This is a genomic window from Pseudodesulfovibrio alkaliphilus, from assembly GCF_009729555.1.
Lineage (GTDB): Bacteria > Desulfobacterota > Desulfovibrionia > Desulfovibrionales > Desulfovibrionaceae > Pseudodesulfovibrio > Pseudodesulfovibrio alkaliphilus.
On record NZ_WODC01000011.1, the window covers coordinates 16,725 to 31,991 of the forward strand.

At 60.3% G+C, this 15,267-nt stretch carries 10 protein-coding genes; 7 read left to right on the forward strand and 3 right to left on the reverse strand.

The annotated features are described in order from the left end of the window. Nucleotides 1-20: 20 nt before the first annotated feature. Nucleotides 21-1,163 carry a sensor domain-containing diguanylate cyclase gene (locus GKC30_RS13720; RefSeq protein ID WP_155935546.1) on the reverse strand — a complete coding sequence of 381 codons (1,143 nt, stop codon included), beginning with the start codon at nucleotides 1,161-1,163 and terminating at the stop codon, nucleotides 21-23. A gap of 407 nt (nucleotides 1,164-1,570) precedes the next feature. On the opposite strand from GKC30_RS13720, the gene GKC30_RS13725 reads away from it, so the two are divergent. The 6 genes from GKC30_RS13725 to GKC30_RS13750 all read left to right on the forward strand — a co-directional run bounded on the left by GKC30_RS13725 (nucleotide 1,571) and on the right by GKC30_RS13750 (nucleotide 7,913). Beyond that, the gene (locus GKC30_RS13725) at nucleotides 1,571-2,389 is read left to right on the forward strand and encodes a substrate-binding periplasmic protein (protein ID WP_155935547.1); all 819 of its coding nucleotides are present in this window, start codon (nucleotides 1,571-1,573) and stop codon (nucleotides 2,387-2,389) included. A 109-nt stretch (nucleotides 2,390-2,498) separates the two neighbouring features. After that, entirely contained in the window at nucleotides 2,499-3,860 is a 1,362-nt protein-coding gene (locus GKC30_RS13730; RefSeq protein ID WP_155935548.1) for an L-serine ammonia-lyase, read from the forward strand. 154 nt (nucleotides 3,861-4,014) lie between these two features. Then, on the forward strand, nucleotides 4,015-4,743 hold the full coding sequence (locus GKC30_RS13735; protein WP_367614149.1) for an amino acid ABC transporter ATP-binding protein: 729 nt from the start codon (nucleotides 4,015-4,017) through the stop codon (nucleotides 4,741-4,743). A 76-nt stretch (nucleotides 4,744-4,819) separates the two neighbouring features. After that, the gene (locus tag GKC30_RS13740; RefSeq protein ID WP_155935550.1) at nucleotides 4,820-5,644 is read left to right on the forward strand and encodes an ABC transporter substrate-binding protein; all 825 of its coding nucleotides are present in this window, start codon (nucleotides 4,820-4,822) and stop codon (nucleotides 5,642-5,644) included. A gap of 68 nt (nucleotides 5,645-5,712) precedes the next feature. Continuing rightward, nucleotides 5,713-7,476, forward strand: coding sequence for an amino acid ABC transporter permease (locus GKC30_RS13745; protein ID WP_155935551.1), 1,764 nt, complete (start codon nucleotides 5,713-5,715; stop codon nucleotides 7,474-7,476). 32 nt (nucleotides 7,477-7,508) lie between these two features. Beyond that, nucleotides 7,509-7,913, forward strand: a complete 405-nt coding sequence (locus GKC30_RS13750; RefSeq protein WP_155935552.1) for a PPC domain-containing DNA-binding protein — start codon at nucleotides 7,509-7,511, stop codon at nucleotides 7,911-7,913. 102 nt (nucleotides 7,914-8,015) lie between these two features. Here GKC30_RS13750 and GKC30_RS13755 read toward each other — a convergent pair whose 3' ends face one another. Both GKC30_RS13755 and GKC30_RS13760 read right to left on the reverse strand, forming a co-directional pair. Further along, the gene (locus GKC30_RS13755; RefSeq protein ID WP_155935553.1) at nucleotides 8,016-10,196 is read right to left on the reverse strand and encodes a RelA/SpoT family protein; all 2,181 of its coding nucleotides are present in this window, start codon (nucleotides 10,194-10,196) and stop codon (nucleotides 8,016-8,018) included. 15 nt (nucleotides 10,197-10,211) lie between these two features. Next, complete coding sequence (locus GKC30_RS13760; RefSeq protein ID WP_155935554.1) at nucleotides 10,212-11,849, reverse strand: peptide-binding protein; 1,638 nt, start codon at nucleotides 11,847-11,849, stop codon at nucleotides 10,212-10,214. A gap of 197 nt (nucleotides 11,850-12,046) precedes the next feature. On the opposite strand from GKC30_RS13760, the gene GKC30_RS13765 reads away from it, so the two are divergent. Then, on the forward strand, nucleotides 12,047-15,256 hold the full coding sequence (locus GKC30_RS13765; protein WP_155935555.1) for a DEAD/DEAH box helicase: 3,210 nt from the start codon (nucleotides 12,047-12,049) through the stop codon (nucleotides 15,254-15,256). Nucleotides 15,257-15,267: the final 11 nt, after the last annotated feature.

The window sequence follows — 15,267 nt, forward strand, 5'->3', positions numbered from 1 at the left end:
CCAGTCGCAACGCGCACTTCTCAACCCCCACTGCCGTCCGGGCACCCCGGCCCGTTGTCAGCGCTTCTGCGCGGGCAGACCGACCGCCGATAGACCTCCACCCGATCCCGGCCATTCTTTTTGGCCGCATACAGGGCGATATCCGAATACTTGAGCAGCGAATCGATGCTGTCCTGGGGCTGTTCCAGCGAAGCCAGCCCGATGGACACTGTCATGCGCAACGTCCCGGCCACAGACTCGATAGCGGCCGAGCGCACTGCGCGGGCAATGCGGGCGGCCACGGCGCAGGCATCCTCCGCCGAGGCATCGGGGAGCAACACGCCGAACTCCTCTCCGCCAAGCCTGGCGGCCACATCCACCTCGCGCACCGATTCGCCGAAAATACGGGCCAGCTCCACAAGGGCCATGTCCCCCACATCATGGCCGTGGGTGTCGTTGATGGCCTTGAAATGGTCAACGTCAATCATCAGCAGCGCGAGATCGCCCCCCTTTCGCCGAGCCCGATTCAGCTCGCGTCCGGCCAGTTCCATAAAATATCCTCGGTTCCACATGCCCGTCAGACTGTCAGTTCGCGCCAGACGACACATTTCCTCAATCATGTCCTTGCGTTCAGTAACATCAACCAACACGCCGACCACTCCCTGCAGCCCGACTCCGTCCGCCTCCACCGCACTGGCACTGATCTCGACCCACAGGCTCTCCGATCCCGGAGCGCGGACCCGGGCCTCATACCGCCGGGCGTCGCCCGAGGCGAGCAGGGCCTCATAAATCCGATAATCGTCCGGGTCGCAGAAGAGACGGTGAAGCAGCCCCACTTCGGCCACAAACGCTTCGGGGCTTGCGCAGCCGAACATGGCGGCCATGGCCGGATTGACCTCCACCAACCGCCCGGCCGAATCGCATCGATAAATCCCCTCGGTCACGTTCTCGAAAATGCTTCTGTATTTCCGTTCGCTCTCAGCGAGATCGCGGTTGAGATTGCCCAGCGTCTGCTGCATGCGATCGCCCATGGTCACCAGTCTGCGGCTTTGGCGGCAGAGCTTCTCGTATTCGGCCACCAAGGCGGAAAATGCGGCGGCGTCCCGCTGCCAGGAGTCATCGGCAAGAGCCTCCCGCGCCAGGGTCAACACCCGCTCTTCTCTTCTGAACACTTCCTTGTGCATGGTTCCCCCCGGACGACATGCCGCCCGAAAACGTGATATTGAATTTCATTTTCACTGTCAACGCAAAACAGAAAGGGAAACGCTCCGGCCGATGTCCAGGCAACGAGAGAGAATTTCGGACCGGGCACGATGTCGGGACGCTCCCATAATCGCCCCTGCGGGCCTGGATTGCGAACGCGGCTGCCGTCATTGAAGCCACACGGCAGGCTTTCGCCCCCCTGACAACCCAGCGCGACCTGAAATCCGACATGCCGCAAAACCATGACGCGGAGAGGGTGATCGTTTACGGGGCAAGGGGACGGCGACACCCCGACAATGATCGTGAGGATCAAAGACGGTTGCCTGATGCGGCATCGGTCGGCAAAAGTCACTTCACTTGTCGACGACCATGGCATATGATGCCAGTTATGATTCCCATCAAGCCCCCCGGCTGTTCCGCGCCATGGTCCTTCAGGGCTTCATTGGCGGACCTGCCTCAACTCTTCATACTGTCTCTGGGGCTGATACTGGCCCTTGCGCTGCGTTCGCCCGCTGCCGCGCAACCCGCCCTCATCTCCGAGGTGGTCTCGGCCGGCAAATCCTGGGGCACCTTCACCAATCCCGATGGAACAGGACTCTACCACGAAATCCTTGAGGCCGTCTTTGCCCTGCACAACATCTCAGTGCGTCACGAATACGCCACCTCGGACCGGGCCGAGGAGCTGGTGCGCCTGGGCCAAGCAGACATGATGCTCTGCGCCGACAAGGCGTCGCCTCCTTTGGTCATGGCTCGAATGCCCATGTACCAAAACGCCTTCCACGTCTTCTTCAGCCGCGAACGCATCGGCCTGTGGCAGGGGGCGGAGAGCCTGCGTAACAAGTTGATCATCAGCCAGCCCGGCTACTATTCCCAAACGAACTTCCCGGTGCCGGTCCGGCTCAAGTTCGTGACCAGCGGCACCCAGGCGCTGGGCATGGTCCTCCTGGGCAGGGCCGACTTCTATGTGGACGACATGATCCTTATGCAGGAATCCGTCCGCGAGAACACCATCCCCTTCAATGCGCAAGACTTCGACATCCGACAGGCCGGGGTGCGCTCCTACCACCCTCTTTTCAGCACCTCCGAGCGGGGTCTCGCGCTCATGGAACTATACGACGAGGGCATACGCACCCTGCATTCCCGAGGCATCTTGAGAAGCATCTACGAAAAATGGGGGCACCCCTACCCGGATTTCGACAGACGATGATGTGCCCCGGCAAGGAAACGGGCTTCTCCTTTTTTCATTTATTGGCTACGTTGCGCCAGGATGGTCACTCCGACCCTCCGTGAAAACCCCTTGCGTAAAGGATACCCCCATGTCCGCCATCGCCACCTCCGTCTTTGAGCTGCTCAAGATAGGCCCGGGGCCGTCGAGCTCACACACCATCGGCCCCATGCGGGCCGGATTCGACTTTCTGGAACACGTTCGCCAGCTGCCTGAGTCTGACCGGCTCGGCGCGGACGCCCTGGAAATCCGCCTCTTCGGCTCCCTCTCGGCCACAGGCGGAGGCCACGGCACCCCCAGGGCCATCATGGCAGGGCTGCTCGGCCAACAGCCCGACACCTGCCTGCCCAACGCTCTGGAACAATTCGACGACGCCACGCGCAGCTTTGATCTGGACCTTGGCGGCAAGGCCCTTTCCTATCGCACCTGCGATATCATTTTCGATGCCGTCCAGCATGACTACCCACACAGCAACACCATGGTATTCCGGCTGCTCAAGGGCAACCGGACGATTTTTGAACGGATGTACTTCTCGGTTGGAGGCGGCTTCCTGCGCTGGGAGGGATGGGAGGAGCCCGTCCGCGGCCGCCCCGCCTACCCCTATGAATCCATGGCCCAGGTCAAGGAACACCTGCGCACCCACTCCATGCGCCTTCACGAACTGCTGCTGGCCAACGAACAATCCATCACCGGCATGACTGAAGAACAGATATGGAACGGACTCGACAGGATAACCGAAGTCATGGAAGGGGCCGTGGAGACCGGCATTGTCACCGAAGGGGTGCTGCCCGGCCCCATCGGCCTGCAACGCAAGGCCCCGGTCATGTATCGCCGGGCCAAGAGCGAATACTTCCAGGGCTCGGGCTTTCTCAAGGCGCTCAACGCCTACGCCCTGGCCGCCTCGGAAGAAAACGCCGCCGGACACTGCGTGGTCACGGCCCCCACATGCGGCGGCGCGGGCGTGTTGCCCGCCATCCTGTACACCGTCAAGCGCCACATGGGCGCCTCGCCCGAAGAGATCCGCCAGGGACTGCTGGCGGCCGCCTGCTTCGGCTTCCTGGCCAAGCACAATGCCTCCATCTCCGGGGCCGAGGTGGGCTGCCAGGGCGAGGTGGGTGTGGCCTCGGCCATGGGAGCGGCCTTTCTGGCCTACGCACGCGGCTACCGCTTCCAGGTCACGGAAAACGCCGCCGAGATCGCCATGGAACACCATCTGGGCCTGACCTGCGACCCCGTGGGCGGCTATGTCCAGATACCCTGTATCGAACGAAACGCCATGGGCGCGGTCAAGGCCTTCAACGCCTACCTCATCGCCTCGACCCTGGATGAATCGTACCAGAAGGTGGATTTCGACAAGGTCATCAAGGCGATGGCCCAGACAGGCCACGACATGTCCCGCAAATACAAGGAAACCTCCCTGGCGGGTCTGGCCATGAGCATGACCGAGTGCTGACCGCCCCCGGCTCTGCCGCCCAAGACGGATTGGTCGGCAAGGGCAGCCCACACCCCTGCACGGCATTCGGGTTCGCCTGAATTGATTGCCCACTTGCGAGAATTCTGCTAGGAGTCTCTGGCCTTGGGCCAGATTCCACTTTCGGGGAGAGAGCGTGATTTCTTTCAAAAACGTCAATAAATGGTTTGGGGAATTCCAGGTCCTCAACAATATCAACCTCGACATCAAAAAGGGCGAGGTGGTGGTCATCTGCGGCCCCTCAGGATCCGGCAAGTCCACCCTCATCCGATGTATCAACCGCCTCGAACCCATTCAGGAAGGCTCGATCACCGTTGATGGCATGGTCGTATCAGACCCGGCCACCAACATGACCCTGCTCCGTGCCGAAGTGGGCTTCGTCTTTCAGCAGTTCAACCTGTATCCGCACATGACGGTGCTTGAGAACATCACCCTCGCCCCGACCATGGTTCGGCACATGAACAAGGGGCAGGCCACGGCCATCGCCATGGAACTGCTCAAGAAGGTGGACATACCGGACAAGGCCGGAGCCTATCCCTCCCAACTCTCCGGCGGCCAGCAGCAGCGGGTGGCCATAGCCCGTGGCCTGGCCATGCAGCCCAAGATCATGCTCTTTGACGAACCCACGTCCGCGCTGGACCCCGAGATGATCAACGAAGTGCTCGATGTGATGAAGTCCCTGGCCCGTGAAGGCATGACCATGATCTGCGTCACCCACGAAATGGGCTTTGCCCGCGAGGTGGCCGACCGGGTCATCTTCATGGACGGCGGTCTGCTCATTGAGGAAAACACCCCTTTGGAGTTTTTCAACAATCCAAGAAGCGACCGGACCAAGGATTTCCTCAGCAAGATCCTCAGCCACTAGGCTTTTGGATACGCTCCGGCGGGCGCGGTGCGCGTCGCGGGCATTTGGCAGAATTCAACAGTTGAAGGAGTGGTAAATGAGAGTCCTAAAAATCAGTGTGCTGGCCGCCCTGCTCGTCATGGCCGCCAGCGTGGCATTCGCCGGCCCCACCTACGACCGGGTCATGTCTACCAAAGTCGTGCGCGCCGGCGTCTCCAACCAGGGCATCCCCTTCGGTTTCATCAACGACAAGAACGAGTGGGTGGGCTTCGACGTGGACATGGCCACCGAGATCGCCAAACGCCTGGGCGCCAAGCTCGAAATGGTCGTGGTCAACAACAACACCCGTATTTCCTTTGTCCAGACCGACCCGCCCAAAGTGGACATGGTCCTCTCCAATATGACCCACAAGCGCGAGCGCGACAGGAAGATCGACTTCTCCATCACCTACTTCTTCGATGGCCAGAAATTCCTGGCCCCCAAAGGCACCGTGAAGGATGTCAAGGATCTCGCCAACATGCGCGTGGGCTCCATGCAGGGAACCACCTCTATCATCAACGCCACCGAATACCTGAAGAAGCTCGGCAACCCCGACCCCAAGGTCACCGGATATGACGGCGAGGTCGCCATGTTCGAGGCCCTGCGCTCCGGCCGCGTCCAGGCCATCTCCACCGATTCCACCATCCTCCTGGGCTACGCCGCCAAGGAACCCGGCAAGTACGAGCTGGTGGGCGACTTCATCTCCGACGAGCCCTACGGCATCGGCCTGCCCCAGGACGACTCCGCCTGGCGCGACATCATCAACTTCACCATTCAGGACATGTGGGCCGACGGCACCTACATGACCATCTACAACAAGTGGTTCGGCCCTGACTCCGACTACCCCTTCCCCATGACCGAAAAGATCGAGATGTGGCCGTAGGCCCCACGGCGCAAGCCAAACCAGGTCCCGGAGCGTAACGCTCCGGGACCTTTGCTTCGGAAAAAGAGATGTTCAAACGCCACTTCGACAAAGCCTGGGTCCAGAATCTCGCCCTGCTGACAATGCTCGGCCTGGCGTTCTACTATTTCGCCTTCGTCTTCGAGTTCAAATACGATTTTGACTGGTCCATCTTCGTCAAGGAAGGCCAATACGGCCACATGGGCAAGTTGCTGCTTGGCGGCCTTAACCTGACCGTCACCATCACCCTCTACTCCACGGCCATCGCCCTGACTCTGGGCACCCTCTTCGGCCTGGCCCGGCTCTCAAGCTTCAAGCCGGTCTATTATTTCGCCACCTGCTATGTGGAGTTTTTTCGCAACACGCCGCTGCTCATCCAGCTTTTCTTCTGGAATTTCGCCCTGCCCTATGCCTTTCCCGTGGAGTTGCGCATGCAGCTCTTCGACCTTGATTTCGAATTCTGGATGGCGACCATCGGCACCGGCATCTTCACTGGCGCCTTTGTGGCCGAGATCGTCCGCGCCGGCGTGCAATCCATCCCCAAGGGGCTGCTGGAGGCCTCCTACTCCTCGGGTCTCAACTTCAGCCAGACCCTGCGCAAAATCATCCTGCCCCTGGCATTTCGCGAAATCATCCCGCCCCTTGGCAGCGAGATGCTCAACAACATGAAAAACACCTCGCTGGCCATGACCATCGGCGTGACCGAAGTCTGCTGGGCCATGCAGGAAATCACCGCCCTGACCTACCATAGCTTCGAAGCCACGGTGGCGGCCACGATCATCTACCTTTCCCTCTCCCTGATCATCGCGGGCCTGCTCAACCTTGTGAACATCAAGCTGAAAATCATGCCGAGCGGACGCAAGCCGCTGATGCGCAAAGTGGCGGACGCCGTCTTCGCGCCGCTGGGCCTGCTGGCCAGGGGTATAGAGTATGTGTTGTGGCATCTCCGCCGCCCGGCGGATGCCTCCAGGACCGTCTCGCCACTGCGCCGCCTGCTGCGCAGCTCGCGCAAGGGGGTCGTGCTGGCGGCCAAGGCCGCCTTCGTCCTCCTGCTGGGCGCGGTGCTGCTCAAGGCCGTTGTGGCCGTGGCCGGATTCAACTTCCAGGTCATCGCCGACAATTTCGTCACGCTCCTGATCTGGCGCTTCCCCGGCGGCTCGGAAACCGAATTTTTCATGGGTCTGGGCGGTCTGGCCGGTGCGCTGCTCATGGCCGCCATAGCCATCTCCGGCAGCTTCGTCATTGGCCTGTTCGTAGGCATGGGCCGCACTTCGCGAAACCGCGCCCTGCGGGTGCCCTGCACCATGTACATCGAACTGATCCGGGGCAACCCCCTGATCATCGTCATCTTCTGGATGTACTTCTTCATCCCCATCATTTTGAAAATCGACCCGCATGTGTTCTGGTCAGCCACCATCGCCCTGACCGTTTTCTTCGGCGCATACATCGCCGAAATCGTGCGCGGCGGCATTGAGAACATCCCGCCCGGACAGGTGGAGGCGGCCAAGGCGTCGGGCCTGACCTACTTCCAGACCATGCGAAAGATCATCCTGCCCCAGGCCCTCAAGCAGATGCTGCCCGCCCTGGTGGGCATGTTCATCGCCGCCTTCAAGGACACCTCCCTGGCCTACATCATCGGCGTCATGGAGCTGACCCGGGCGGCCTACGCCATCAACAACCGGATCATGATTCATCCCTTCGAGATATACACCACCGTGGCGTTCATGTACTTCGTGTTCAGCTACCTGATGAGCCTGTACGCCAAGCGGCTTGAGCGAAAACTCAGCCCAGAGAGCGTCAGGATTGAAATGTAATCTTCCGCCCTGAGACACCAAGGAGAACGCCCATGAGCAAAACCATCATGCAACGCCTGCAAAAAGGCGAAGATCTCGTGGCCGAACTGACCCGCGTATGCCGCGAAAACAACATCACCCGGGGCGCGGTCCAGGTCATCGGCGCCATGGAGCAGGCCCGTCTCGGCTACTACCACCAGGATGCGCGCACATACGAGACCCACGCCATCGACCAGCACGTCGAAATCCTGGCGGGCATCGGCAACGTCTCGCTGCTGGACGGTGAAGCCTTTGTCCACCTCCACCTGACACTGGGCGACTCCACCTGCCGGTGCATGGGCGGCCACGCCATGGAAGGCAACATCATCTTCGCGGCCGAGGCGATCATCACCGAGATCCCGGGCGACACGCTGTCCCGGACATTCGATGAACCCACGGGGCTCAAACTCTGGGCCTGATCAAACCACCGACGGCATCAAAAACCGCCCCGACACGCGAGAGGCCCGCTTGTGCGGGCCTTCGCGTCAGCAAAATCAGAAACAGACGGCGGAACGCACGGATCAGGACACGCGCAGGGCCTCCTGCACAGCCTTGAGCGCCTTGACCTTGGACAAGGCGCTGTATAGCTGATCCAGGTCCTTGACCTCCACCGTGAACTCCAGCAGCGAGGTGCCGTCCACCTTGGACTCGAAGCTGCCCGAATCGATGTTGACGTTCTGCTCGGCCAGCAAGGTGCATATTTTTCCGAGCATGCCGGTTTTGTTGAGGCATTTGATGCGGATTTTTGCCGGATACGGCTTGTCCTCAACGCCTTCCCAGTTAACGCCAATGAGGCGTTCATCCTCGAAATTCTTGACGTTGTGGCAATCGATACGGTGCACAGTCACACCCCGGCCCCGGGTGATGTAACCGATGATGGGCTCGCCGGGCAGCGGATTGCAGCAGCTGGCGAAACGGACCAGGACATTGTCCACGCCCGAAATTTGCAGCCCGTCTTTTTTCGGCTTCTTCCTGGCCTCGCTCTGACTGACGGCGGCCTCATCACGCTCCCGGCCCTTGCGCATGTCCGCGCTTTCGCCATGGATGACGGTATAGAGCTTCTTGACAACCTTGCGCGGCGTGAACCGCGAGAACCCCACCTGGGTCAGCAGGTCGTCCACGCTGCCGCAATTGAAGCTCTCCACCAACTTGTGGAACTCGCCGTCCTTGATGGTCTTCTGGACATTGATGCCCACACGGCGCCCTTCCTTCTCCAGCAACTCCCGGCCCAGGGCTATGGCCCGCTCGCGCTCCACTGTGCGGATGTATTGCTTGATGCGGGTGCGCGCCTTGGCCGTCTTGACGAACTTGAGCCAGTCGCGACTGGGCATCCGGTTCTTGTCGGTGATGATCTCCACCGAATCGCCGTTCTTCAAGGCCGTATGCAGCGGCACGATGCGGCCGTTGACCTTGGCCCCGGCACACTTGTCACCCACCTCCGAGTGGATGGCGTAGGCGAAATCCACGGGAGTAGCGCCCTCGGGCAGCTCCTTGATGTCGCCGTTGGGCGTGAAGACGTAGACCTCCTCCTGGAACATCTCAAGACGCAGCGAGGCCATGAACTCACGCGGGTCCGACAGCTCGCGCTGCCAGTCCATGATCTGCCTCAGCCAAGTGTAGCGCTCGGCGTCACGGCTGCCGGCTGTCCGGGCCCGTTTGCTCCCCTTTCCCACCTCCTTGTACTGCCAGTGGGCTGCCACGCCGTACTCGGCGATGCGGTTCATTTCCTCGGTGCGGATCTGGACCTCGATGCGCTCCCCGTCCGGGCCGATAACGGTGGAGTGCAGACTCTGGTACATGTTGGCCTTGGGGATGGAGATGTAATCCTTGAACCGGCCGGGCACAGGTCGCCAGATGGAGTGAATAAGGCCCAGGACTGCGTAACAGTCCTTGATGGATTTCAGGATGATGCGAAAGGCGATGAGATCGTATATTTCGTCGAAGGTCAGCCCCTGCTGCTCCATCTTGACGTGAATGGAGTGCAGGTGCTTGGTGCGGCCGTAGACGCGCCCCTTGATCTTGTTCTTGCGCAGCATGTCCTCGATCAGGTCGATGACCTTCTCGATGTAGGGCTCGCCTGCGGCACGGTGCTCGGACACGGCCTGACTGAGTTGGTCAAAGACATCGGGCTTGAGGTAGCGCAGGCAGAGATCCTCAAGTTCGGTCTTGACCCGGTGCAGCCCCAGACGGTTGGCCAGAGGGGCGTAGATGTCCTGGGTCTCCTGGGCGATAAGGCGGCGCTTGACCGGCTTCATGAACTCCAGGGTGCGCATGTTGTGCAGCCGGTCGGCCAGCTTGACCATGAGCACCCGGATGTCCTCGGCCATGGCCAGGATGAGCTTGCGGATGTTCTCGGCCTGCTGCACGGCCTTGGACTCGAAATCCATCTGGCTGATCTTGGTCACGCCATCCACGATGTCGGCCACGTCCGAGCCGAAGATGTCCTCGATTTCGTCCACAGAGGCCTGGGTGTCCTCCACGGTGTCGTGCAGCAGACCGGCGGCCACCGTGGCCTCGTCGAGCTGCATCTCAGCCAGCAGATAGGCCACGTTCATGGGGTGCGAGATGTACGGCTCGCCCGAGCGGCGGACTACGCCGTCATGCGCCTGAGCGGAAAAAATATAGGCCCGCTGAATCAGGTCCAGGTCGGGATTCTCTATGTACGACGCCACCTTGTCGGTGATCTGATTGATGCGAATCATGGGGCCTTCTTGATCCTAAGGCTGCATTTGCAGCGACTTCGGTATCCACCACTCGGGGAAATTGTAGGTGATGCCCGCCGGAGCAGCCTGAATATTCTGCACCCGAGCCTGGACGATGGGCAAGGATTTCGGCACATACAGGAAGCTGTAGGGCACGTCGTCGTGCAGGATGCGCTGCACTGCATCATAAATGGGCTTGCGCTGGGCCGGATCGACCAGCCTGCGGCCCCGCTCGAGCAGGTCGTCCAACTCCGGGTTGACGTAGCGCGTGAAGTTGAGCCCCCGCTCCACGGCCTGGGATGAATGCCAGACGCTGTATATATCCGGGTCCTGGAGAATGTTCCAGCTGAGTATCACGGCATCGAAACGCCCCTTGTCCACGAATTCGTTGATGAAAGCCGCCCATTCCACGGTGCGCAGCTCCACCTTGATGCCCACGTCCGCGAGCCGCTGCTGGATGATCACCCCGGCCTTGATACGCTGGGTGTTGCCCTGATTGGTAATGATGGAAAAGGCGAAGGGAACCCCGTCCCTGTCCAGCAGACCGTCGCCGTTGGAATCACTCCAGCCCGCCTCGGCCAGCAGAGCCCTGGCCAGCCCGGGATCATATTCCCGCGGAACCACATCCTCGTTGTATTGCCAGGTGCCCGGATTGTATGGCCCGTTGGCCGCCTCGCCCAGGCCGAAGAGCACTCCCTCGACCAATTCGCGCCGGTTGATGGCATAGTCAATGGCCCGGCGCACCCTGACATCACGAAAAAACGGATGCCTCATGTTGAAACCCAGAAAGGCATAGCCGGACGCCAGGTATTCGAACTTCCGAAAACTGCCGTCCCAGCCGGGGCCGGTGGTCTGGTAAAGGTATTGCAGCGGCGTCAGCGTCATGATGTCGAGATTTCCCGCCTTAAGCTCCAGGAACTGGGTGGAGAGATCCGGGATCATGCGATAGATCACCCTGTCGACATGGGGCCTTCCCTCGAAATAATCCGGGTTGGCCTCCAGCACGATACGGGTTCCCGGCGTCCATTCCCTGAGCTTGAAGGGTCCGGCCCCCAGAGGCTGGCGGCTGTACCGTGTATCCAGAAGATTTTCCCCCTCCAGGGCATGCTTGGGCAAGATGTCCATGGCCCAGGTGATAAGCGCCTTGGCAAAGGGCTGGTCGTACTCCACCTCAAAGGAGAACGGGCCGGTCAGACGGAACGCCTTGACCGCCTTGAAATTCTCCGCATAGGCGGTGGGCGTCTGCGGATCGATCATCAGCCGGTAGGTGAACTCCACATCCTCGGCCGTGAGCGGCTGGCCATCGAACCAGCGGATGTCCTCGCGCAGGGTGAACCGAAGCAGCCGCCCCTCGTCAAGCACCTCAAAGGACTTGGCGGCATGAGGCACGAGCTCGATGTCCTTGTCGTACTTGATGAGACTGACATAAATATACGAGGACAGGGTGTGGGAGGACGAAGAGGTGGAAAGCATGGAAATGAGGTTGTCTGGCTCGCCGAGCATGGCTTCAACCAGGGTGCCCCCGTCCTCCGGCGCGGCCGGAATGGACGCAGGGTCCACAGGCCGTACGGGCGTGGCCGGTCCGCCGCCCTCGCCGCAAGCAGCGACAAGGGACATGACCAGGAAGAGGAGGAACAGGACAGGCAGTCTCATTTTTTCTTGCAAAACTATGGGGCTTGGACCATATACTTGGGAGAGCGTCGGCCGCTTCGTTCACTATGAACCAATGAACTTGAAAAGCCAAGTGGACGAAAGGCTGCGCACAGGTTTTTTATTCAGCTTGCCCAATGCCGTGGATACGGGTATGCACACGTGTTCAACGATACCGGCAAGCGACAGAGAGTGCGCGAATGAGCAGCGGCGAAGAACAAATAGTCAAGTCAATCCTCCAGAACTTTATCGGCGACAGCATCCCGGAATACATTCTGGAGGGTGCCCGTGAGGTCGTTGCGGCCAACGGGGTCTCCAAGCTTGACCTCAAGAAACGCGACCAGTACTGGGACATTGACGGCCAGGTACAGGGCGACGATTTCCAGAACTACACCTCCGAAATCGGCATCAATTTAAGCGATCGGAGCATCAATTTCTATTGCAACTGCCCGGACTCCTTCTCCGGGGTCTGCCGCCATGTGGCAGCCACCGCAGTCAAGCTGTTCAAGTCGCTGAACTCGGAATCCGGGGAAAAGGCGCCGATCACGCGCACGGACTGGCGGCAGACGTTCCGCCCCTTTTTCGCCACCGAACTGGAGCCCGAGGCCGGTCGGCACTACCTCATCTACCGCATATTCCCGGAACTGGGTCGGCTCCAGGTGGCCTTCTTCCGCGCCCGCCAGAACAAGTCCGGCATCTCCCAGGTGCAAAACGAGATCACCCTGGCCCAGATCGTGGAGAATCCCGACTGGTGCGACACCTCCCCGGCCCTGCCGGGCGTGGCCGAGCAGATCGGCCACTACCTTGACTACTGGGGGCATCGGGTCGAGATCCCTGCGGGTCTGCATTCCTGGTTCTTCCGCGCCGTAAAGAACGAATACTATCTCTTCCTGCGCGATACCGACCAGCCGGTGACCATCGAATCCAAGACCATGCAGCTCAAGCTCTCCCCCACCCTGAGCGAAGACGGGCTGATGTTCGACATTCTTCTGTCCCGCGAAGACAAGATGCCCTTCTCCATCACCAACGAGGAGGAGATCTACTTCTACGGCCGACTCCCGCTCTGGGTCTATTACAAGAACTCCTTCTACCCGGTGCAGACCGGCCTTGATCCCAAGCTGGTGCAGGGAATGGTGGAGAAAAAGCCCATCGTGCCCCACGCCGACGTGTCCGAATTCCTTGATCGCGTCTGGACACGCATCCCGGTCTCGGACCTGTACGGCCAGGAAGACTTCCTGGAGCGTGTGGGGCCGATATTCCAGGATGCGGAATACAATCCCAAGCTCTTCCTCGACGAGGAGGGGAGCCTGCTTGTCCTCAAGGTCCAGAACATCTACGAGAACGAACACGGCGAATTCATCATGCCCGGGCCCAACCCGGACCTCCAAACAGGCAGCTACCACGCCGAAGGCAAGAGCTATCTGATCCGCCGCGCCCAGGACGAAGAAGCCAACCTGCTGGCCGAATTGCAGGACATGAATTTTCAACCAAGAAGCAACCATATCTGGTTCATGGAGCAGGAGGAGGCCATCAACTTCCTCCTCGACCACTATCCGCAGTTGGTTGAGGCCTACCGCGTCTACGGCGAACAGAACCTGACCCGCTACAAGGTGCGGACCACCCAGCCCGTGGTGGTGGCCGAAGTGGAATCGGACGAGGAAGACAAGTGGTTCAACCTTGAACTCTCCGTGGAATACGACGACCAGCGCGTCCCCATCGACGTGATCTGGGAGGCGTGGACCAAGGGCAAGCGCTACGTGCAGCTCAAGGACGGCTCCTACACCAGTCTGCCCGAATCCTGGCTGGAAAAGCTGGGCCACAAACTCAAGGCCCTCGGCTTTGACCCTGAAAAGGCACCCAAGAAGCAGTTCAACCAGTTCGAGGCCCCGGTCCTCGACAAGATCCTTGAGGACCTGCCCCAGGCCCACACCGACGAATACTTCGTCAAACTCAGAGAAAAAATAAACAACTTCAGAGAAATAAAAACTGTCGAGCAGCCCAAACGGCTCCAGGCAACCCTGCGTCCCTACCAGGTTCAGGGCCTTAGCTATCTCAACTTCCTGCGCGAGTACGGGTTCGGCGGCATCCTGGCCGACGAAATGGGGCTTGGCAAGACCATCCAGACCCTGTCCTACATCCAGTCCCTGGTGGATTCCGGCGTGGAAAGGCCAAACCTGATCATCGTACCTACCTCGGTACTGCCCAACTGGGAGCGCGAGGCGCAAAAATTCGTCCCTGACCTCAAGCGGCTGACCATCTACGGTGCCAAGCGCGACGACCTCTTCCAGCACATCAAGAATTCGAACCTGGTCATCACAACCTATGCCCTGCTGCGCCGCGACCTGGACGAGCTGCTCAAGTACGATTATGCCAGCGTCATTCTCGACGAAGCGCAAAACATCAAAAACCCCAACACCATAACGGCCCGCTCGGTGCGCAAGCTTGAGGCCGACCTGCGTGTCTGCCTCTCGGGCACCCCCATTGAGAACAATCTTTTCGAGCTGTGGTCGCTCTTCGAGTTCCTCATGCCCGGCTTCCTCGGCTCGCAGCACTCCTTCCAGCGCGGCATCGTCAAGCCCATCAAGGACGGCGACGAAGAAACGCTGGACTATCTGCGCTCCCGCGTGAAGCCCTTCATCCTGCGCCGCACCAAGTCCGAGGTGGCCAAGGACCTGCCGCCCAAGATCGAGACCACCCACTACTGCGAGCTGGTGGATGAGCAGCGTGATCTGTATAACGCCCTGGCTAAGAAACTTAAGGACCAAGTGCTGCGCGATGTGGAGGAGAAGGGCATGGCCAAGAGCCAGATGTCCATTCTCGACGCCCTGCTCAAACTTCGCCAGATCTGCTGCCACCCGCGTCTGCTCAAGCTCGACATGCCCGGAGTTTCCACCAACCTGCCATCCGGCAAGTTCGACGCCTTCAAGGATCTGGTGGTGGACATCATCGAGGGAGGGCACAAGGTGCTGGTCTTCTCCCAGTTTGTACGCATGCTCCATGTCATCCGCAACTGGCTGCAAATCCGGGAAATCCCCTTCGCATACCTCGACGGGTCATCCAAGGACCGCTTCGAACAGGTGGACCGGTTCAACGAGAACCCGGACATCCCCATCTTCCTCATCTCGCTCAAGGCGGGCGGCACCGGCCTCAACCTGACCAGCGCCGACTACGTCATCCACTACGATCCGTGGTGGAACCCGGCCGTGGAGAACCAGGCCACGGACCGCACCCACCGCATTGGCCAGAAACGACAGGTGTTCGCCTACAAGATGATCTGCCAGAACACGGTGGAAGAACGCATCCTCAAGCTCCAGGAGCAGAAGAAGGACGTGGCCGAAGCCATCATCCCCGGCCAGTCCGCCCTCAAGGGACTGACCCGCGACGACCTCGAAATGCTCTTTGAGATATGAGCCGCGCCCTA

What these genes read in the sequence shown, in the direction of transcription:
- GKC30_RS13720 (WP_155935546.1), bottom strand. Translation starts at nt 1,163, where the DNA reads ATGCACAAGGAAGTGTTCAGAAGAGAAGAGCGGGTGTTGACCCTGGCG.
- GKC30_RS13725 (WP_155935547.1), top strand. Translation starts at nt 1,571, where the DNA reads ATGATTCCCATCAAGCCCCCCGGCTGTTCCGCGCCATGGTCCTTCAGG.
- GKC30_RS13730 (WP_155935548.1), top strand. Translation starts at nt 2,499, where the DNA reads ATGTCCGCCATCGCCACCTCCGTCTTTGAGCTGCTCAAGATAGGCCCG.
- GKC30_RS13740 (WP_155935550.1), top strand. Translation starts at nt 4,820, where the DNA reads ATGAGAGTCCTAAAAATCAGTGTGCTGGCCGCCCTGCTCGTCATGGCC.
- GKC30_RS13745 (WP_155935551.1), top strand. Translation starts at nt 5,713, where the DNA reads ATGTTCAAACGCCACTTCGACAAAGCCTGGGTCCAGAATCTCGCCCTG.
- GKC30_RS13750 (WP_155935552.1), top strand. Translation starts at nt 7,509, where the DNA reads ATGAGCAAAACCATCATGCAACGCCTGCAAAAAGGCGAAGATCTCGTG.
- GKC30_RS13755 (WP_155935553.1), bottom strand. Translation starts at nt 10,196, where the DNA reads ATGATTCGCATCAATCAGATCACCGACAAGGTGGCGTCGTACATAGAG.
- GKC30_RS13760 (WP_155935554.1), bottom strand. Translation starts at nt 11,849, where the DNA reads ATGAGACTGCCTGTCCTGTTCCTCCTCTTCCTGGTCATGTCCCTTGTC.
- GKC30_RS13765 (WP_155935555.1), top strand. Translation starts at nt 12,047, where the DNA reads ATGAGCAGCGGCGAAGAACAAATAGTCAAGTCAATCCTCCAGAACTTT.